Origin of the sequence: Streptomyces sp. CBMA156 (assembly GCF_014596515.1) — a bacterium.
In the GTDB taxonomy this organism is placed as follows: Bacteria; Actinomycetota; Actinomycetes; order Streptomycetales; family Streptomycetaceae; genus Kitasatospora.
The window spans coordinates 1-22,052 of sequence record NZ_MSJQ01000179.1 but is presented as its reverse complement, the minus strand read 5'-3'; the positions used below and the strand labels follow the sequence as shown (position 1 = coordinate 22,052).

General features: G+C 75.0%; 2 protein-coding genes. Both read left to right on the top strand.

Translation table 11 applies throughout. The features are described from left to right. The first annotated feature begins 2 nt into the window (after window positions 1-2). Window positions 3-1,871 carry an ABC transporter ATP-binding protein gene (locus BU198_RS14995; RefSeq protein WP_223244403.1) on the top strand — a complete coding sequence of 623 codons (1,869 nt, stop codon included), beginning with the start codon at window positions 3-5 and terminating at the stop codon, window positions 1,869-1,871. Window positions 1,872-1,982: 111 nt separating this feature from the next. Further along, window positions 1,983-22,052, top strand: a 20,070-nt coding sequence (locus BU198_RS14990) for a non-ribosomal peptide synthase/polyketide synthase (RefSeq protein ID WP_188297347.1), incomplete at its 3' end; no start/stop codon positions are given.

The window sequence follows — 22,052 nt, the reverse complement described above, 5'->3', positions numbered from 1 at the left end:
ACCTGGCGGCGCTGGGCGTGGTCGCGGCGGCGACCACCCACGTCGTGCGGCGGGCCTGGCGGACGAGTCCGGCCCAGGCCCAGGCCCCGTCCGCCGGCCCGGCGGAGCGGCGGCGGCACCCCCTGCTGGAGATCGTCGGCCCGCACCGCCGACGGCTCTACCGGGCGTCCGCGCTCTCGGTCGCCTGCCAGGTCACCGAGCTGACGCTCGGCGTCTTCCTCGGGTGGACGGCCCTGATCCTCATCAAGGGCGAGGCCGCACCGCTCGTGAAACTCGGCGTGACCACCGCGTCCGCCCAACTCTGGACCCTCGCCGGGGCGGTGGCCGTGGCCTGCGCCGCCGTGGCGGGACTCGCCTACGCCTCCGGCGTGCAGTGGCGCCGGCTCGGCCAGGACGTCCAGCGCACCTGGCGCAACGAGACCTACGCCCACGTGCAGCACCTGGAGCTGCGGCACCTGGAGGGACAGCGGACCACCAGGGTCGCCAACGTCCTGACCGACGACGTCGGCCAGTTGGGCGCCTTCTTCGCCGGCTCGGCCAACGACGTCCTGCAACTTGCCACCAGCCTGGCCGTCCTGGTGCCGCTCTTCCTGCTGCTGGCACCGGAGATCGCCTGGATCGCCTTCCTGCCCATCCCGATCGTGGCCTGGCTGTCGTTCCACTACCACGACAAGGTCGCCGCCGACTACGCCGTCTCCAGCGAGAACCGGACCAGGCTCGCCAGCCAGCTGGCCAACAACCTGGAGGCCGGCGCCACGGTCAAGAGCTTCTGCACCGAGGACTACGAGGCGCGGCGCATCGACCACCTCGGCAGCGTCGCCCAGGAGAGCAACGAGCAGACCGACCGCAGCACCATCCGGCACTCGGAGGTCGTGCGGATCACCACCACCACCTCGATGGCCGGGACCCTGCTGCTCGGCGGCCGGTCGGTCCTCGACGGCACGCTGCCGTTCGAGGTCTTCAGCCCGCTGATCGGCCTGCCCCAGATGGTGCTGATGCGGATGAACCGGCTCGGCGGCATCGTCGACCAGTACCAGCGGACGCTCGTCTCCTACGACCGGGTGCGACGGCTGCGGGCCCTGCCGGTCGAGACGGACGGCACCGGCGCCTCGCTCGGCCCGGAGCCGGTGCGAGGCGAACTGGCCCTGAACCAGGTGACGTTCGCCTACCCCGGCCGGCCGCCGGTGCTGGAGGACCTCTCGCTCACCATCGAGGCCGGCCGGACCACCGGCATCGTCGGCGCCACCGGCTCGGGCAAGACGACCATCGCGAAACTGCTGATGCGCTTCCAGGACGCCGGCCTCGGAAGCGTGCGGCTGGACGGACGCGACCTGCGGGACCTGCCCCGCCGGGAGATCAGGGAGGCGATCGGCTTCGTCTCCCAGGAGCCGTTCCTCTTCGACGGCACCATCGCCGAGAACATCCGGTACGGCACCTTCGAGGCGTCCGACGCGGCCGTGGCCGACGCGGCCCGGCTGGCGGAGGCACACGCCTTCGTCGCCGGCTTCCCTGACGGCTACGACACGGTCATCGGTGAGCGCGGCTCCGCGCTGTCCGGCGGCCAGCGGCAGCGGATCGCCCTGGCCCGGGCGATCCTCAAGGACTCGCCGGTGGTGATCCTGGACGAGGCCACCTCGGCCGTCGACAACGAGACCGAGGCCGCCATCCAGCGCGCGCTCCGCGGCTTCGCGGCCGACCGCACCATGGTGATCATCGCCCACCGGCTGTCCACCATCCGCCACGCCGACCGGATCTACGTCATGGACAAGGGCGGCGTCGTGGCCGAGCACGGCACTCATGAAGAACTGCTCGCCCAGCGCGGACTGTACGAGTCCCTCTGGCACCTCCAGGCCGGCGAACTCGCCGCCTGACCGCAAGGAGCAGCGCCTCGCGCGCCGCCGGCCGTGTGACCGCACCGCGGCCGGCGCGCCCCTGCGCGCGCCCTGCCACCACGCTCGCCCACATCTTCGGAGGTACCCCCCATGTCCCGTCGCGACGGCGACGCCCTTCCCCTGACGGCGGCCCAACGCGAGATCTGGCTCGCCGAACAGCGCGCCAGGACCGCGCTGCCGGCCTACCGGATCGGCGAGTACCTGGAGATCCACGGGCCGGTCGACCCGGAGCTGTTCGAGACCGCGCTGCGGCGGGTCGTCGCGGAGACCGACGCCCTGCACGTGAGCTTCGCCGAGGACGGCGAGGGGCCGCGGCAGGTCGTCCGGGAGTCCTGGGACTGGGCACCCGCCTACCTCGACCTCGGCGGGCATCCGGAACCCTTCGCGGCGGCCCTGGAGTGGATGGCCGAGGACCGGCTGCGCCCGCTGGACCTCACCCGCGATCCGCTGTTCAGTCACGCGCTGATCAGGCTCTCGCCGACCCGGCACCTCTGGTACCACAACTACCACCACCTGGTGATGGACGGGTACGGCTACGCCCTCGTCCGGCAACGGGTCGCGCAGACGTACACGGCGCTGGCCGAGGGCAGGCCCGTCCCGCCGTCCGGGTTCCGCCCGCTGCGCGAACTGGTCGAGGCGGACACCGACTACCGCTCCTCCGCGCGGTTCGGCGCCGACCGGGCCTACTGGACGGAGCGGTTCACCGACCGACCGGCCTCGACCCGGCTCGGCGGCCGGGCCGCGGACGACCGGGCGGACGCGGGCGGTGCCGTCGGCACGGCCACCGAGCCCGCGGTGTTCCGCCCGGCCGACCTGCGAGCGGCGGCCGGGCGGGCCGGAGCCCCGTGGCTTCGCCTGCTGGTCGCCGCGCTGGCCCTCTACGCGCACCGACTGACCGGGGACCGGGAGGTGGTGATCGGCCTGCCCGTCACCGGGCGCGGGACGGACGAAGCCGTCCTGACGTCCACACCCGGTGCGGTCTCGAACGTGGTGCCCCTGCGGCTGACAGTGCGGCCGGACATGCGCGTGAGCGACCTCCTCGCCCAGGTGGCGCGGGAGGTCAGGTCGGCCGTCGCACACCAGCGTTACCGCGGCGAGGACCTGGTCAGGGACCTCGGCCTGCCCGGAGGGTTCGGGGGCGGCTTCCCGCTCGTCGTCAATGTCATGGTCTTCGATCCGCCGCCGAGCTTCGCGGGGCATTCCGCGACGGTGCGCCACCTCCTGCCCAAGTCGGTGGCGGGTGTGGCGGTCTGGGTGCTGGGCCACCGTGGCGGCGGCGACCTTCAGATCACCCTGCACGGTTCGCCGGAGGTCCGGGGCGACGAACTCGCGGACCACCAGCGGCGTCTGCTCGCGCTTCTGCACGCCGTCGCGGGGTGCGACCCGCAGGAGCCGGTCGGCCGGATCGACCTGCTCGCCGCCGGGGAGCGCCGCGAGCTGACGGCCCTCGGCGCGGGCCCGGTGACGGACGCGCCCGTGCCCGGTCTGCCGGAGCTGTTCCGGGCGCAGGTGCGCGCCACACCGGACGCGACGGCGGTGGTGTGCGGCGCGGTCTCGCTGACGTACGCCGAACTCGACGCGCGGGCCAACCGGTTGGCGCACGCCCTGATCGCCAGGGGCGCCGGGCCCGAGCGGCTGGTGGCGCTGGCGCTGCCGCGCTCGGCCGACCTGGTGGCCGCCGTCCTGGCCGTGCTGAAGACCGGAGCCGCGTACCTGCCGGTCGACCCGCAGTACCCGGCTGCCCGGATCGCGTACCTGCTGGACGACGCCAGGCCGGCGCTCCTGGTCACCGACGCCCGTACCGGGGAACGGCTCGGGCCCGGCCTCGCGGTCGAGCCGCTGACGCTGGACGACCTGCTGTCGGGCGAGGGCCCGGAGACGGACCCGGCGGTGACGGTCGACCCGCGCCACCTCGTGCACGTCATCCACACCTCGGGCTCCACCGGGCGCCCCAAGGGCGTGGCGGCCACCTACGGCGCCCTGGCGGAGCTCTTCGCCGGACAGTGGCGCACGCTCTTCCCGCCGCTGCTCGGCGACCGGGCGCGGGTCGCGCTGACCACCTCGGTGTCCTTCGACGCCTCCTGGGACCAGCTGTTCTGCCTCTTCGCCGGGCACGAACTGCACGTCCCCGCCTTGGAGACCTGGACCGACCCGGACGCCTTCGCCGGGTACGTCGCGCGGCACCGGATCGACTTCGTCAACGCCACCCCGTCCTACCTGCGAGTCCTGCTCGCCCACGGCCTGCTGAGCGACGGCGGGCACCGCCCGGCGGTGGTCGTGGCGGGTGGCGAGGCCGTCCCCGAGCGGCTCTGGACGGAGCTGCGCGAGACCGACGGGGTGACCTGCGTCAACTACTACGGGCCCACCGAGTGCACCGTCGACGCCGTCTTCGCGCCGCTCGCGTCAAGCCCCCGCCCGGTGATCGGCCGCCCCGTCGCCGGGGCCCGGCTGTCCGTCCTGGACGGCGCGCTCCGGCCGGTGCCGCCCGGCACGCCGGGCGAGCTGTACATCGCTGGCACGGGCGTCGCCCGCGGCTACCCGGCCCGGCCCGGCCTGACCGCCGGACGGTTCGTCGCCGACCCATCCGGGCCCGCCGGGGCCCGCATGTACCGCACCGGAGACCTGGTGCGCTGGAACCGGGACGGGCAGCTGGAGTTCCTCGGCCGGGCGGACGACCAGGTGAAGGTCCGGGGCTTCCGGATCGAGCCCGGCGAGATCGAGGCCGCGCTCACCACCCACCCCGCGATCGCCCAGGCCGCCGTCGTGCTGCGCGCCGAGGAGGACGCCCGGCTGGACGCCAGCCCGGATGCCCGTCTGGTGGCCTACCTGGTGGCGGCCACCGGGACGCCGGCCGGGCCGGACGAACTCCGCGCCCACCTGCGCGAACGGCTGCCCGAACACCTGGTCCCCGCCGCGTTCGTGACGCTGAATGCCCTCCCGCTGACGCCCACAGGGAAGCTCGACCGCCAGGCGCTCCCGGCCCCCGAACGGACGCCCGCCGTCCCCGGCCGGGCCCCGCGCACCGCCGTCGAACAGCTGCTCGCCGGACTGTACGCCGAGGTGCTCGGGGTGTCCGCCGTCGGCCTGGACGACAGCTTCTTCGACCTCGGCGGACACTCCCTGCTGGCCACCCGGCTGGTGGCCAGGGCCCGCTCGGTACTGGACGTCGAGCTGACCCTGGGCGAGCTGTTCGACGCGCCGACCGTGGCCGGCCTCGCGACGGCGGTGGACCGCGCCGCCCGGGCGCGCCCCGCCCTGGTCCGCAGGGATCGGCCCGACACGGTGCCGCTGTCCCACGCCCAGCGCAGGCTGTGGTTCCTGCACGGCATGGAGGGCCCCGGCGCCACCTACAACGTGCCGCTCGCACTGCGGCTGTCGGGCGGCCTGGACCGGCGGGCGCTGGCCGACGCGCTCGGGGACGTGGTCGAACGGCACGAGAGCCTGCGCACCGTCTTCCCGGCCGTCGACGGCGTGCCCTGCCAGCGGGTGCTGGACATCGAGGCGGCCCGCCCGCGGCTGCACCTGACCGAGACCGGCCGGGACGACCTGCCGCGGCTGCTGGCCGGGGCCGCCCGCCACGGCTTCGACCTGGCGGCCGAACCACCGCTGCGCACCGAGCTGTTCGCGCTCGCGTCGGACGAACACGTGCTCCTGCTGGTCGTCCACCACATCGCGGGCGACGGCTGGTCGATGGGCCCGCTCGCGCGCGACCTGACCGCCGCCTACGCCGCGCGGGTCCAGGGCGGCACGTCCGATCGGGCCCAACTGCCCGTCCAGTACACCGACTACACCCTCTGGCAGCGGGAACTGCTCGGCGACGAGAGCGACCCCGGCAGCCTGCTGAGCACACAACTCGCCTACTGGTCCAAGCAGCTGGCCGGAGTGCCCGAGCAGATCGAGCTGCCCTTCGACCGGCCCCGGCCGGCCGCGACGACCTTCCACGGCGCGCACCTGCCGCTGCGGATCGACGCCGAGCTGCACCAGGGCCTGCGCACGCTGGCCCGTGACGGCGGAGCCAGCCTGTTCATGGTGCTCCAGGCCGGGCTCGCGGCCCTGCTGGGCAAGCACGGCGCCGGCACCGACCTGCCGATCGGCACCCCGATCGCCGGCCGCACCGACGAGGCCGTGGACGAGCTGGTCGGCTTCTTCGTCAACACCCTGGTGCTGCGCACCGACCTCACCGGCGACCCGACCTTCACCGAACTGCTCGGCCGGGTACGGGAGACGGCGCTCGCCGCCTACGCCCACCAGGACCTCCCGTTCGAGCACCTGGTGGAGGCCGTCAACCCGGCCCGGTCGCTGTCGCACCACCCGCTGTTCCAGACCATGCTCGCCCTGCAGAACGCGCCCTCGGGCACCTTCGACCTGCCGGACCTCCGGGTGACCACCGACCTGGTCGGCACCGGCACGGCCAAGTGCGACCTGACCTTCATCCTGACCGAACGCCCCGGCGAGGACGGCCTGTCGGGCGTGGTCGAGTACAGCACCGACCTGTTCGACGCGGCCACCGTGGCGGCGATCGCCGAGCGCTGGCTGCGGCTGCTGCGCACCGTGGCGGCCGACCCGGCGCGCCGGATCAGCCGGGTCGACGTGCTGTCGGCGCAGGAGCTGCGCGAGCTGCTGCCGCCCGCCGTCGAGGACGTCGCAGTCTCGGACACTACCGTCCTGGACACCGCCGTCGAACGGACGATCACCGCGCTGGTCGAGGAGCAGGTACGGGCCGACCCGGCCGCGACCGCGGTGGTGTGCGGCGACATCGCGCTCACCTACGGCGAGCTGAACGCCCGGGCCAACCGGCTCGCGCACGCCCTGATCGAGCGCGGCGCGGGGCCGGAGCGGCTCGTCGCGCTGGCGCTGCCGCGCTCGGCCGAACTGGTCGTCGCCGTGCTGGCCGTGCTCAAGGCAGGCGCCGCGTACGTCCCAGTGGACCCGAAGTACCCGGCCGCCCGGATCGGCTACCTGCTCCAGGACTCCCGGCCGGCCCTGCTGGTGACGATCACGGAGACCGGCGAACTGCCGGGCGCCGAACAGGTCGACCGGCTGCTGCTGGACACCGTCGACCTGGACGGGCTGCCGGACACCGACCCCGGCGTCGCCGTCGACCCGGGCCACCCCGCGTACGTCATCTACACCTCCGGCTCCACCGGCCGCCCCAAGGGCGTGGTGGTGCCGCACCGCAACGTGGTGCGGCTGTTCGGCACCACCCGGGGGCTGTTCGGCTTCGGCGCCGACGACGTCTGGACGCTGTTCCACTCCTACGCCTTCGACTTCTCGGTGTGGGAGCTGTGGGGCCCGCTGCTGCACGGCGGCCGGCTGGTCGTCGTGGACCACGAGACCAGCCGCTCGCCCGGCCGGTTCCTGGAGCTCCTCGCCCGCGAGGGCGTGACGGTGCTCAACCAGACCCCGTCCGCCTTCTACCAGTTGATGCAGGCGGACCAGGAGGCGCCGCGGACCGGCCGCGAACTCGCCCTGCGCACCGTCGTGTTCGGCGGCGAGGCGCTGGAGCCCGCCCGGCTGGCGGGATGGTACGAGCGGCACCCCGAGGACGCGCCGCGGCTGGTCAACATGTACGGCATCACCGAGACCACGGTGCACGTGACGCATGCCGCGCTCGACCGGTCCGACACCGGCGCCGGAGCGGCCAGCGTGGTCGGCACGGCCATTCCCGACCTGCGCACCTACGTCCTGGACGCCCACCTGCGGCCGGTGCCCCCGGGCGTGCCCGGCGAGCTGTACGTCGCGGGCGCCGGGCTGGCGCGCGGGTACCTGGGCCGGCCCGGCCTGACCGCGGGGCGGTTCGTCGCCGACCCGTACGGCCCGGCCGGCGCCCGGATGTACCGCAGCGGGGACGTGGTGCGCCGCGCCGCCGACGGCAGCCTGAGCTTCGTCGGCCGGGCCGACCAGCAGGTGAAGGTGCGCGGGTTCCGGATCGAACTCGGCGAGATCGAGGCGGCGTTGGCCGCGCACCCCGGCATCGCCCAGGTCGCCGTACTGGCCCGGCAGGACCGCGCCGACGACACCCGGCTGGTCGCCTACCTGGTGCCGGCCACGGAGGCAGCCCCGCGCTCGGCCGACCTGCGCGAGCACCTGCGCGAACGGCTGCCCGAGTACATGGTGCCGTCCGCGTTCGTCCTGCTGGACGCCCTGCCGCTGACCACCAACGGCAAGCTGGACCGCCGCGCGCTGCCCGCGCCCGAGCTGGTCACCCTGGGCACCGGCCGGGCGGCGCGCACCCCGCAGGAGCAGATCCTCTGCGAGCTGTTCGCCGAGGTCCTCGGGGTGGCCGAGGCCGGGGTGGAGGACGGTTTCTTCGACCTCGGCGGACACTCGCTGCTGGCCACCCGGCTGGCCGCACGGGTCCGCGCGACCCTCGGGGTGGAGCTGGAACTGCGCACCCTGTTCGAGGCCCCGACCCCGGCCGCCCTGGCCGCCGCCCTCGTCGGCGCCCGGCGCGCCCAGCTGGCCCTGGTGCCCTACCCGCGGCCGGCCAGGACCCCGCTGTCCTTCGCCCAGCGGCGGCTGTGGTTCCTGCACCAGTTGGAGGGCGCCAGCGCCAACTACAACATCCCGCTGGCGTGGCGGCTGTCCGGGCCGCTCGACCGCGGCGCGCTGCAGGCGGCGCTGGCGGACGTGGTCGAACGGCACGAGAGCCTGCGCACGGTCTTCCCCGCGGCGGACGGGGTGCCGTACCAGCAGGTGCTGGACGTCGTGGCGGCCCGACCCCAGGTGGGCGTGCACCGGACCACCGAGGCGGAACTGGACGGCGCCCTGTCCGCCGCGCTGGCCCGGCAGTTCGACCTGGGGACCGAACTGCCGCTGCGTGTGGAGCTGTTCGAGCTCGCGCCGGAGGAACACGTCCTGTTGCTGCTGCTCAACCACATCGCGGGTGACGGCTGGTCGCTGGGCCCGCTGACGCAGAACCTGACCGCCGCGTACGCCGCGCGCCGCCGGGGCGAGGCGCCGTCGTGGGAGGTACTGCCGGTGCAGTACGCCGACTTCACGCTGTGGCAGCACGAGCTGCTGGGCGACGCCGCCGACCGCGACAGCCTGTTCGCCCGCCAGGCGCGGTACTGGACCGGGCAGCTGGCCGGCCTGCCGGAGCAGATCCAGCTGCCCACCGACCGGCCCCGCCCCGCCGTCGCCTCGCACCGGGGCGGCTTCGTCCGGACCCGGCTGGACGCCGAACTGCACCGCGGCCTGCGCGAACTCGCCCGGGCGCACGGCACCAGTCTGTTCATGGTGCTCCAGGCCGGGCTCGCCGCGCTGCTGGACAAGCTCGGCGGGGGAGAGGACATCCCGGTCGGCAGTCTGATCGCCGGACGCACCGACCAGGCGCTGGACCAGCTGGTCGGCTTCTTCGTCAACACCCTGGTGCTGCGCACCGACACCTCCGGTGACCCGACCTTCGCCGAGCTGCTCGGCCGGGTCAGGGACACCGCGCTGGCCGGCTACGCCCACCAGGACCTGCCGTTCGAGTACCTGGTCGAGGCGCTCAACCCGGTCCGGTCGCTGTCGCACCACCCGCTGTTCCAGGTGATGCTGGTGCTGCAGAACGCTCCGCGCGCCGACCTCGCCCCGGCGGGGCTGGAGGTCGGGGAGGTGAAGCTGACCACCAGCACCTCCAAGCTCGACCTGATCTTCTCGATGTCCGAGCGGCACGCCGAGGACGGCAGCCCGGAGGGGATCGACGGCTTCGTCGAGTTCACCACCGACCTCTACGACCCGCCGACCGTGGAGACGATGATCGCGCGGTGGCTGCGGCTGCTGGCCGCCGCCGTCGCCGACCCACGGCTGCGACTCAGCCGGATCGACCTGCGCTCCGCCGAGGAACGCCTCGAACTCCCGGCCGTGGACGGCGGGTTCACCGCCCCGACGGCCTCCCTGCCGGACCTCTTCCGGGCCCAGGCGCAGGCCAGGCCGGACGCCGTCGCCGTCGTGGACGGCCCGGCCACGCTGACCTACCGCGAACTCGATGCCCGGGCCAACCGGCTGGCGCACGCGCTGATCGCCAGGGGGGTGGGGCCGGAGCGGCTGGTGGCGCTGGCGCTGCCGCGCTCGGCCGAGCTGGTCGTCGCCGTGCTGGCCGTGCTCAAGGCAGGCGCCGCGTACCTGCCGGTCGACCCGGACTACCCGGCCGCCCGGATCGGCTACCTGCTGGCCGACGCCCGGCCCACGCTGCTGCTGACCACCCGTGCCGTCGACCTGCCCGGCACCGACGGCCTCGACCGGCTGCTGCTCGACGCCGACGGCCCGGACAGCCTGGACGGCCTGCCGGAGACCGACCCCGGCGTCGCCGTCGACCCGCGGAACGCGGCGTACGTCATCCACACCTCCGGCTCCACCGGCAACCCCAAGGGCGTGGTGGTGCCGCACCGGAACGTGGTGCGGCTGTTCGACGCCACCCGGCACTGGTTCGGCTTCGGCGCCGAGGACGTCTGGACCCTGTTCCACTCCTACGCCTTCGACTTCTCGGTGTGGGAGCTGTGGGGCCCGCTGCTGCACGGCGGCCGGCTGGTCGTGGTGCCCTTCGAGGTCAGCCGCTCGCCGGAGCGCTTCCTGCGACTGCTGGCCGACGAGCGGGTGACGGTGCTCAACCAGACCCCGTCCGCCTTCTACCAGCTGATGGCGGCCGACCGGGACGAGCCGGAGACCGGGCGGCGGCTGGCGCTGCGCACGGTGGTCTTCGGCGGCGAGGCCCTGGAGCCGTCCCGGCTCGCCGACTGGTACACGCGCCACGCCCAGGACGCGCCGCGGCTGGTCAACATGTACGGCATCACCGAGACCACCGTCCACGTCACGTACGCGGCGCTGGACCCCGAACGCGCCGCCGGCCCGGCCGGCGTCATCGGCACCGAGATCCCGGACCTGCGCGGCCACGTGCTGGACCGCCACCTGCGGCCGGTGCCGCCCCGCGTCACGGGCGAGCTGTACGTCGCGGGCGCCGGGCTCGCGCGCGGCTACCTGGGCCGGCCCGGCCTGACCGCCGGGCGGTTCGTCGCCGACCCGTACGGGCCGGCCGGCGCCCTGATGTACCGCACCGGCGACCTGGTGCGCCGGCGCGCCGAGGGGATGCTGGAGTACGCGGGCCGGGCCGACGACCAGGTGAAGGTGCGCGGCTTCCGGATCGAACTCGGCGAGATCGAGGCGGCGTTGGCCGCGTGCCCCGGCATCGCCCAGGTCGCGGTGCTCGCCCGGCGGGACCGCGCCGACGACACCAGGCTGGTCGCCTACCTGGTGCCGGCCGCCGGGGCCGCGATCGAGCCGGAGGACCTCCGGGCCCGGCTGCGCGAACGGCTGCCCGACTACATGGTGCCCGCCGCGTTCGTCGCACTGGACGTCCTGCCGCTGACCGTCAACGGCAAGCTGGACCGGCGCGCACTGCCCGAGCCCGCGTTCACCGGGGCCCGATCCGGGCGGGCGCCGCGCACCCCGCAGGAACACGTCCTCGCCGGGCTGTTCGGCGAGGTGCTGGGCGTGACCGGGGTCGGCGCCGAGGACGACTTCTTCGACCTGGGCGGGCACTCGCTGCTGGCCACCCGCCTGGTGGCCCGGGTCCGGGCGACCCTCGGGGTGGAACTGGAGCTGCGCACCCTGTTCGAGACGCCGACGGTGGCCGGGCTGGCCGCCGGGCTGGGCGCGGCCGGCCGGGCGCGGGTGGCGCTCGCCCCGGCGCGGCGGCCGGCGGGGGCACTTCCGATGGTCCCGCTCTCCTCCGCCCAGCGGCGGCTGTGGTTCCTGGACCAGTTGGAGGGCATCGGCTCCAGCTACCACATCCCGCTCGCCTGGAGGCTGACCGGCCCGCTCGACCGGGAGGCGGTCGAAGCGGCGCTCGGGGACGTGGTCGAGCGGCACGAGATCCTGCGCACGGTCTACCCGGTGGTGGACGGCGTGCCGTACCAGCGGGTGCTGGACGCCGCGGCGGCCCGGCCCCGGCTGGCCGTCGGTACCGGCACCGGGCCGGACGGAGCCCTGGCCGCGGCCGTCGCGCGCGGCTTCGACCTGGCCACGGAACCGCCGGTGCACGCGCACCTGTTCGAGTCGAGCCCCGACGAGCACGTACTGCTGGTCGTGGTGCACCACATCGCCGGCGACGCCTGGTCGCTGGGCCTGCTGTCCGCCGACCTCTCCACCGCGTACGCCGCGCGGCTGCGCGGCGAGGCGCCGTCGTGGGAGGCGCTGCCGGTGCAGTACGCCGACTACACGCTCTGGCAGCGCGAGCTGCTGGGCGACGCCGCCGACCGCGGCAGCCTGTCCGCGCGCCAGACCGCGTACTGGACGGGGAAGCTGGCCGGCCTGCCCGAGCAGCTCCGGCTGCCCACCGACCGGCCCCGCCCGGCCACCCCCACGTACCGGGGGGAACGCGTCCCGATCGACCTGGACGCCGGCCTGCACGCCGGGCTGGTCCGGCTCGGCCGGGAGCACGGCGCCAGCGTCTTCATGGTGCTCCAGGCCGGGATCACGGCACTGCTGAACAAGCTCGGGGCCGGCGACGACATCCCGGTCGGCACCCTGATCGCGGGCCGCACCGACGAGGCGATGGACGAGCTGGTCGGCTTCTTCGTCAACACCCTGGTGCTGCGCACCGACACCTCCGGTGACCCGACCTTCGCCGAGCTGCTCGGCCGGGTCAGGGACACCGCGCTGGCCGGCTACGCCCACCAGGACCTGCCGTTCGACCACCTGGTCGAGGCCCTCAACCCGGCCCGGGAACTCGCCCGCCAGCCGCTGTTCCAGGTGTTGTTCGCCCTCCAGAACGCGCCGCGCTCCACCTTCGACCTGCCCGGCGTGGACGCCGCGATCCTGCCCGTGCACACGCCGACGGCGCTGTTCGACCTCTCCTTCCACGTGCTGGAGCGCGGCGGCCCGGCCGGAGCGGCCGAGGGCGTCTTCGGGTACGTCGAGTACGCCACCGACCTGTTCGACCGCGGCACCGTGGAGACGATGCTCGCCCGCTGGCTGCGGCTGCTGGCGGCGGCCGTGGCCGCACCGGAGCGGCCACTGAGCCGGATCGACGTGCTGTCCGCCGAGGAGCGGCACGAACTGCTGGTGGCGCGCAACGACACGGCGTGCCCGCAGCCGGGCACCGGACTCCCGGCCCTGTTCGAGGCCCAGGTGCGGGCCACCCCGGACGCCGAGGCCGTGGTGTTCGAAGCCGGCGAGGCGATGTGCACCGTGCTGACGTACCGGGAGCTGAACGCCAGGGCCAACCGGCTGGCGCACGAGCTGATCGCCCGGGGAGTGGGGCCGGAGCGGATCGTCGCCCTGCGGCTGCCGCGCTCCGTGGAGCTGGTCGTCGCCGCCCTCGCGGTGCTCAAGACCGGCGCCGCCTACCTGCCGGTCGACCCGGAGTACCCGGCCGCCCGCATCGCGTACATGCTCGACGACGCGCGCCCGGCCGTCGTGCTCGACGACCTCGCCGCCGTCACACCGGCCGCTGCCCGCCCGCAGACCGACCCCGGCGTGGCGGTGGACGGGCGCCACCCGGCCTACGTCATCTACACCTCGGGCTCGACCGGGCGCCCCAAGGCCGTGGTGATGCCCGCCGGCGCGCTGGAGAACCTGCTGCGCTGGCACCACCGTGCCGTCGGCGGCGGACCGGGCACCCGTACCGCGCAGTTCACCGCGATCAGCTTCGACGTCTCGGTGCAGGAGATGCTCTCCGCGCTGCTGTTCGGCAAGACCCTGGTGGTGCCGACCGACGAACAGCGCCGCAGCTCCGAACTGCTGGCGCACTGGCTGGAGCGGCACCGGGTCGCGGAGCTCTTCGCGCCGAACCTGGTGATCGAGGCCCTGGCCGAGGCCGCCGAGGAGAGCGGCCGGGAGCTGCCGGACCTGCGGCTGATCGCCCAGGCAGGCGAGGCGATGCGGCTGGGCGGTGCGCTGCGCCGCCTCCGGGCCCGCCGCCCCGGCCTGGCCCTGCACAACCACTACGGCCCGGCCGAGACCCATGTCATCACCGCCTACCCGCTGCCCGCCGACCCGGCGGACACCCCGGTGCCGGTGCCGATCGGCCGCCCGATCGCCAACTGCCGGGCATACGTGCTGGATTCGGCCTTGCAACCGGTGGCGCCCGGGGTGCTGGGCGAGCTGTACCTCGCCGGGTCGGGGCTCGCCCGCGGCTACCTGAACCGGCCCGGGCTCTCCGCCACCCGGTTCGTCGCCTGCCCGTTCGGCGTGGCCGGCACCCTGATGTACCGCACCGGGGACCTGGTGCGCCTGCGCGCCGACGGGGAGCTGGAGTTCGCCGGCCGGCTGGACCACCAGGTGAAGGTGCGCGGCTTCCGGATCGAGCCCGGCGAGATCGAGAGCGAGCTGGCCGCCCACCCCGGCGTCGCCCGGGTCGCGGTGATCGCCCGGGAGGACCGGCCGGGCGACACCCGGATCGTCGCGTACGTCGTGCCCTCGGCCGACGACGGGGCGACGGCGTCGGCGCTGGCCGGGTACCTGCGCGAGCGGCTGCCCGACCACCTGGTGCCCTCGGCGTTCGTCCTGCTCGACGCGCTGCCGCTGACACCCAACGGAAAGCTGGACCGCACCGCGCTGCCCGCACCGGACCAGGCCCCCGCCAGGACCGGGCGCGCGCCGCGCACCCCGCAGGAACAGATCCTGTGCGAGCTGTTCGCCGAGGTCCTCGGCCGGCCGCGGATCGGCCTGGATGACGGCTTCTTCGACCTCGGCGGGCACTCGCTGCTGGCCACCCGCCTGGTCTCACGGGTACGGGCGACCCTCGGCGTCGAGCTGGAGCTGCGCAGCCTGTTCCGGACGCCCACCCCGGCCGGGCTCGCGGGCCGGCTCCGCGACGCCGCGGCGGCCCGGCAGGCACTGGTGCCAGGGCCGCGCCGCGAGCCGATGCCGCTGTCCTACGCGCAGCGCCGCCTCTGGTTCCTCCAGCAGTTCGGCGCGCCGAGCGCCACCTACCACATGCCGCTGGCCCTGCGGCTGTCCGGCGACCTCGACCGCGACGCCCTCGCCGCCGCGCTGACGGACGTGGCGGCCCGGCACGAGACGCTGCGCACGACGTTCCCGCACACCGACGGGGTGCCGCGCCAGTCGGTGCTGCCCGCCGACCAGGCGGCCGTCCCGCTGGCGGTCCGCCCCGCCCGCGAGTCGGAGCTGCCCGTGCTGCTGCGCGACGCGGCGGTGGACGGCTTCGACCTGACCGCCGAAGTCCCGCTGCGCGCCGAGCTGTTCGCGCTCGCGCCGGACGAGCACGTGCTGCTGGTGGTGATGCACCACATCGCCGGGGACGGCTGGTCCATGGGCCCGCTGTCGCGCGACCTCGGCGCCGCGTACGCCGCCCGGCGCGGTGGCGGCGCGCCCGACTGGGCACCGCTGCCGGTGAGTTACCGCGACTACACGCTCTGGCAGCAGGAGATCCTCGGCGACGAGTCGGACGCGGACAGCGCGTTCGCCCGCCAGGTCGCGTACTGGACGGACGCGCTGGCCGGGCTGCCCGAACAGCTCCGGCTGCCCGCCGACCGGCCCCGGCCGGCGGCCATGTCCTACGGCGGCGACCTGATCGACATCCGGATCGACGCCGAACTGCACGCGGGGCTGGTGGAGTTGGCCAGGCGAAGCGGCGCCAGCCTGTTCATGGTGCTCCAGGCGGGCCTGGCGGCGCTGTACACCGGGCTGGGCGCGGGGACGGACATCCCGATCGGGGTGCCGATCGCGGGCCGCACCGACGAGGCGCTGGACGAGCTGGTCGGCTTCTTCGTCAACACGCTGGTGCTGCGCACCGACACCGGCGGCGACCCGTCGTTCAGCGAACTGCTGGGCCGGGTACGGGAGACGGCGCTCGCCGCCTACGCCCACCAGGACGTGCCCTTCGAGCACCTGGTGGACGTGCTGAACCTGTCCCGCTCGCTCTCGCACCACCCGCTCTACCAGACCGGGCTGGTCCTCCAGAACGCGCCGGGTGGCGACTTCGACCTGCCCGGCCTCACGGTCGCCGGGGTGGCCGTGCCGACCGGGACGGCGCGGCACGACCTGACCTTCGGGCTGGCGGAGGAGCGCGGGCCGGACGGCGCCCCGGCCGGGCTGAGCGGCGCGGTGGAGTACAGCACCGACCTGTTCGACCGCCGGACGGTCGAGCCCCTCCTCGCCCGGTGGCGCAGGCTGCTGGCCGCGGTGGTGGCCGCTCCCGACCGGCCGATCGGCACCATCGACCTGCTGGACGAGGAGGAGCGCCGCGCCCTGCGGCCGGCCGCCGGTGGCGAGGCGGTCACCGCCGGCCTGCCGGAGCTCTTCGCGGCGCAGGTCGCGGCGACCCCGGAGGCCGTCGCCCTGGTGAGCGGTTCCAGTGAGCTGACGTACAGTCAACTGAACTCTCGCGCGAACCGGTTCGCACACCGGCTGATCGGGCGGGGAGTGGGGCCCGAGCAGATCGTGGCGGTGGCGCTGCCCCGCTCGGTGGAGTCCGTGGTGGCGGTCCTCGGCGTACTGAAGGCGGGCGCCGCGTACCTGCCGGTGGACCCGTCGTACCCGCGGTCGCGGATCACGTTCATGCTGGACGACGCGCGCCCGGCCCTGCTGGTCGACGACCCGGCGACGGTGACGGACACGGAGGGCCTGCCGGAGACGGATCCGGCGGTGGCACTCGACGTCCGGCACCCGGCGTACGTGATCTACACCTCGGGTTCGACCGGCCGCCCCAAGGGCGTGGTGGTCGGCCACACCGGGGTGGCGGGCCTGGTGGCCGCGCAGGCCGAGCGGCTCGGCCTGGAGCCGGGAAGCCGGGTCCTCCAGTTCGCCTCGCCCAGCTTCGACGCCTCGTTCTGGGACCTGTGCGCCGCCCTGCTGACCGGCGCCGCCCTGGTGCTCGCACCGTCCGAGGAGCCGCTGGAGGCCCTGGCCGAGGGCGGGCTCGACGCCACCCACGTCACCCTGCCGCCCTCCGCCCTGGCCGCGCTCGGCGACGCCGGACTGACCGCCACCACCCTGGTGGTGGCGGGGGAGGCGTGCGGGCCGGAGCTGGTGGCCCGGTGGGCGCCGGGCCGGCGGATGATCAACGCGTACGGTCCGACGGAGACGACGGTCTGTGCGACGATGAGCGATCCGCTGTCGCCGGAGGCCGGTGTGCCGCCGATCGGCCGGCCCGTCGCGGGCTTCCGGGTGTACGTGCTGGACGAGCGGCTGCGCCTGGTGCCGCCGGGCGTGACCGGGGAGCTGTACGTCGCCGGTACGGGCCTGGCGCGGGGTTACCTGAACCGGCCCGGGCTCACCGCCGGGCGCTTCGTCGCCTGCCCGTTCGGGGCTGCGGGGGACAGGATGTACCGCACCGGAGACCTGGTGCGGATGAGGGCGGACCGGCAGCTGGAGTTCGTCGGCCGTGCCGACCAGCAGGTGAAGGTGCGCGGCTTCCGGGTCGAGCCCGGCGAGGTCGAGGCCGCCCTCGCCACCCACCCCGAGGTCGCCCGGGCCGCCGTCCTCGCCCACGAGGACCGGCTCGTCGGCTACGTCGTCCCGAAGGCCGGCACCGCGCCGGCCCCGGCGCGGCTGCGCGGGCACCTGCTCGGCCAGCTGCCGGACTACCTGGTGCCCTCGGTGTTCGTACCGATGGAGGCGCTGCCGCTGACGCCGAACGGCAAGCTGGACCGCCGGGCCCTGCCGGCCCCCTCCGCCACCGCCGCCGAACCGGGACGCAGGCCCCGGACCCCGCAGGAGCAGCTGATCGCCGAGCTGTTCGCCGAGGTCCTCGGCGTCGCCGAGGTCGGCGCGGACGACGACTTCTTCGGCCTCGGCGGGCACTCGCTGCTCGCCACCAGGCTGGTCGCGCGGGTGCGTTCGGTGCTCGGCGTCGAGGTCGCACTGCGCGCGCTGTTCGAGGCGCCGACGGTGGCCGCGCTGGCGGAGCGGCTCGCCGGGGCCGGCCGGGCCCGCCCGGCCCCGGCCGCGCGGGAGCGGCCGGAGACCGTACCGCTGTCGTTCGCCCAGCGGAGGCTCTGGTTCCTGCACCGGATGGAGGGCGCCGCCGCCACCTACCACATTCCGCTGGCGCTGCGGCTGAACGGGACGCTGGACGGCCGGGCGCTGGAACAGGCGCTGGCCGACGTCACGGCCCGGCACGAGAGCCTGCGGACGGTCTTCCCCGAGATCGACGGCGCGCCGTGCCAGCGGGTGCTGGACGCGGCCGGGGTCCGGCTGCGGGTGACCGAGATCCGGGAGGCCGAGCTGGCCGAGCGGCTCGCCGAGGCGGGCCGGAGGCCCTTCGACCTGGCGACCGAAGTCCCGCTGCGCGCCGAACTGTTCGTGCTCGCGCCGGACGAGCACGTGCTGCTGGTGGTGATGCACCACATCGCCGGGGACGGCTGGTCCACCGGGCCGCTCTCGCGCGACCTGGCCGAGGCCTACCGGGCTAGGTGCGAGGGCCGCGGGCCGCGGTGGGCGGAGCTGCCGGTGCAGTACGCCGACTACACCCTCTGGCAGCGCGAGCTGCTCGGTGACGCCGCCGATCAGGAGAGCCGCTTCGCCGAGCAGGTCGCCTACTGGTCAGGACAGTTGGCCGACCTGCCGGAGCAGCTCCGGCTGCCCGCCGACCGGCCGCGCCCGGCGGTCGCGAGCTACCGCGGCGACCTCCTCGAACTGGAGCTGACGCCCGAACTCCATCAGGCCCTGGTGGAGTTGGCCAGGCGAAGCGGCGCCAGTCTGTTCATGGTCCTCCAGGCCGCACTGGCCGCGCTGTACACCCGGCTCGGCGCGGGGACGGACATCCCGATCGGCAGTCCGATCGCGGGCCGGACCGACGAGTCGCTGGACGAGCTGGTCGGCTTCTTCGTCAACACGCTGGTGCTGCGCACCGACACCGGCGGCGACCCGTCGTTCAGCGAACTGCTGGGCCGGGTACGGGAGACGGCGCTCGCTGCCTACGCGCACCAGGACCTGCCGTTCGAGCACCTGGTGGAAGTCCTCAACCCGGTGCGGTCGCTCTCGCACCACCCGCTGTTCCAGACGATCCTCGCGGTGCAGAACGCGCCGATGGGCCGGTTCACCCTGCCCGGCCTGCGGGTCGGCGCGTTCGCCGTGCCGACCGGCACTTCCAAGTTCGACCTCGGATTCAACCTGAGCGAGCGCTTCGCCGCGGACGGCAGCCCGGCCGGCCTGGTCGGGGCGGTCGAGTACGCCACCGACCTGTTCGACCGGGCGACGGTCGCCACCCTGGCCCGGCGCTGGACGATGCTGCTGGAGGCCGTGGCGGCCGACCCGGACCGGCCGATCGGCGGGATCGACATCCTCGGTGCGGCCGAGCGCCGCCGGCTGCTCGCGGAGGGCGCCGCCACCGCGCCGCCGGTCGCCGCCGACCCGGTGCCGAAGGCCTTCGAGGCCCAGGTGCGATCCACCCCAGGGGCGGTCGCGCTCGTCACCTCCGACACGGAACTGACGTATCGTCAACTGAACGAGCGGGCCAATCGCTTCGCCCACTCGCTGATCGCCCGGGGCGTGCGCCCGGAACAGCTGGTGGCGGTGGCGCTGCCGCGCTCGGTGGAGTGGGTGGTCGCCGTCCTCGGGGTGCTGAAGGCCGGCGCCGCGTACCTGCCGGTCGACCCGTCGTACCCTGCCTCCCGGATCTCGTACATGCTGGCGGACGCCCGTCCGGCGGTCGTGGTCGACGACCCGGCGCAGGTGCGCGAGACGGACGGCCACCCGGACACGGATCCGGCGGTGGCACTCGACGTCCGGCACCCGGCGTACGTGATCTACACCTCGGGTTCGACCGGCCGCCCCAAGGGCGTGGTGGTCGGCCACGCCGGCGTGGCCGCACTGGTCGCCGGGCAGATCGAGCGCTTCGCGATCGAACCCGGCAGCCGGGTGCTCCAGTTCGCCTCGCCGAGCTTCGACGCCTCCGTCTCGGAGGTCTGCACGGCCCTGCTGCGCGGCGCGGCCCTGGTGCTGCCCCCGGCGGACGAGCCGGTGGCCGCGCTGACCGACCCGCGCCTCGCGGCCACCCACGTGACCGTGCCCCCGTCCGTCCTGTCGGCCCTGCCGGAGGACGAGGTCACCGTGACGACCCTGGTGGTGGCGGGGGAGGCGTGCGGGCCGGAGCTGGTGGCCCGGTGGGCGCCGGGCCGGCGGATGATCAACGCGTACGGTCCGACGGAGACGACGGTGTGCGCGACGATGAGCGATCCGCTGTCGCCGGAGGCCGGTGCGCCGCCGATCGGCCGGCCGATCGTGAACGCGCGGGCGTACGTGCTGGACGACCGGCTCCAGCCGGTACCGGCCGGAGTGGCCGGCGAACTGTACGTCGCCGGTACGGGTCTGGCCCGCGGATACCTGAACCGGCCCGGGCTCACCGCCGGGCGCTTCGTCGCCTGCCCGTTCGGCGCTGCGGGGGACAGGATGTACCGCACCGGAGACCTGGTGCGGATGAGGGCGGACCGGCAGCTGGAGTTCGTCGGCCGGGCCGACGACCAGCTGAAGGTGCGCGGCTTCCGGGTCGAGCCCGGCGAGGTCGAGGCCGCGCTCGCCGCCCACCCCGGCGTCGCCCGGGCCGCCGTCCTCGCCCACGAGGACCGGCTCGTCGGCTACCTGGTGGCCCGCGACGCCGGCACCCGGGACGGCGACCGCGAGCAGGACCACGTCGGCGAGTGGCGGGGCATCTACGACGCCCTGCCCATCACCGCCCGGCAGGAGGACTTCGGGCAGGACTTCGTCGGCTGGAACAGCAGCTACGACGCGAGCCCCATCCCCGTCGAGCAGATGCGGGCGTGGCGGGACGCGACCGTCGCCCGCATCCTGGCCCTGCGCCCCCGCCGGGTGCTGGAGATCGGCGTCGGCACGGGGCTGCTGCTCTCGCGGATCGCGCCGCAGTGCGAGACGTACTGGGCGACGGACTTCTCCGCGACCGCGATCGACGCGCTGGCCGCCCAGGTCGCCCGCCGGCCCGGCCTCGCCGACCGCGTCGTGCTGCGGACCCGGCCGGCGCACGACACCGAGGGCCTGCCCGCCGGCACGTTCGACACGATCGTCGTCAACTCGGTGGTCCAGTACTTCCCGTCCGCCGACTACCTCGCCGACGTGGTGGAGCGGCTGCTGGGGCTGCTCGCCCCGGGCGGCGCGCTGTTCATCGGCGACGTGCGCAACCTGCGACTGCTGCGCCCGCTCGCCACCGCCGTCCGGCTGCACCGCGCCGCGGACGGCTCCGACCTCGCCGCCGTGCGCCGCGCGGTCGAACAGGCCGTCCTGGTCGAGAAGGAACTCCTCGTCGACCCGGACTTCTTCACCGCCCTCGGGGACCGGGCCGGCGGCATCGCCGAGGTGGCCGTGGAGCTCAAGCGCGGCCGCCACCACAACGAGCTGACCCGGCACCGCTACGACGTCACTCTGCACACCCGGGCGGCCGAACGGCCCGACCGGACGGCCGAGTTCACCTGGGGCCGGGAGGTGACCGCGCTCGGCCGGGCCGGGGAGCTCCTCGCCCGGCAGGACGGCGGCCAGGTCCGGCTCACCGGAGTGCCGAACCGCCGGGTGGCGCACGAGGTGGCGCTCGCCGGGGCCGTGCAGAGCGGGGACCACCCGCTCGCGGACCTGCTGGACCGCCTGCGCACCCCGGAGGACGGCACCGCCCCCGACCCCGAGGACTTCCACACCCTCGGGGAGGAACACGGCCGCGCGGTCACCGTCACCTGGTCGGCCACCGGCCCCGACACCGTGGACGTGCTCTTCGCCGAGCCCGGACACCGCCCGACCGGGGCCTACCGCCCCACCCGGGCCGACGGTGCGGCGCCGGGCGCGCTCACCAACCACCCGACCGGCAGCCGCGGCGCCGGCGCCCTGATCGGCGAGGTCCGCGACTGGCTGCGCGGCCGGCTGCCCGACTACCTGGTGCCGTCCGCGTTCGTGGTGCTCGACACGCTGCCGCTGAGCCCCAACGGCAAACTCGACCGCCGCGCCCTGCCCGCCCCCGACCTCGGCCCGTCCGCGGCCGGACGGGCGCCGCGCACCCCGCAGGAGCAACTGCTCGCCGACCTGTTCGCCGACGTGCTCGGGCTGGCCGGGGTGGGCGTGACGGACAGCTTCTTCGACCTCGGCGGGCACTCGCTGCTGGCCACCCGGCTGGCCACCAGGGTCCGCGCGGCCCTCGGCCTGGAGCTGGAGGTCAGGACGCTGTTCGAGGCCCCGACGGCGGCCGCGCTGGCCGCCCGCCTCGACGGCGCCGGG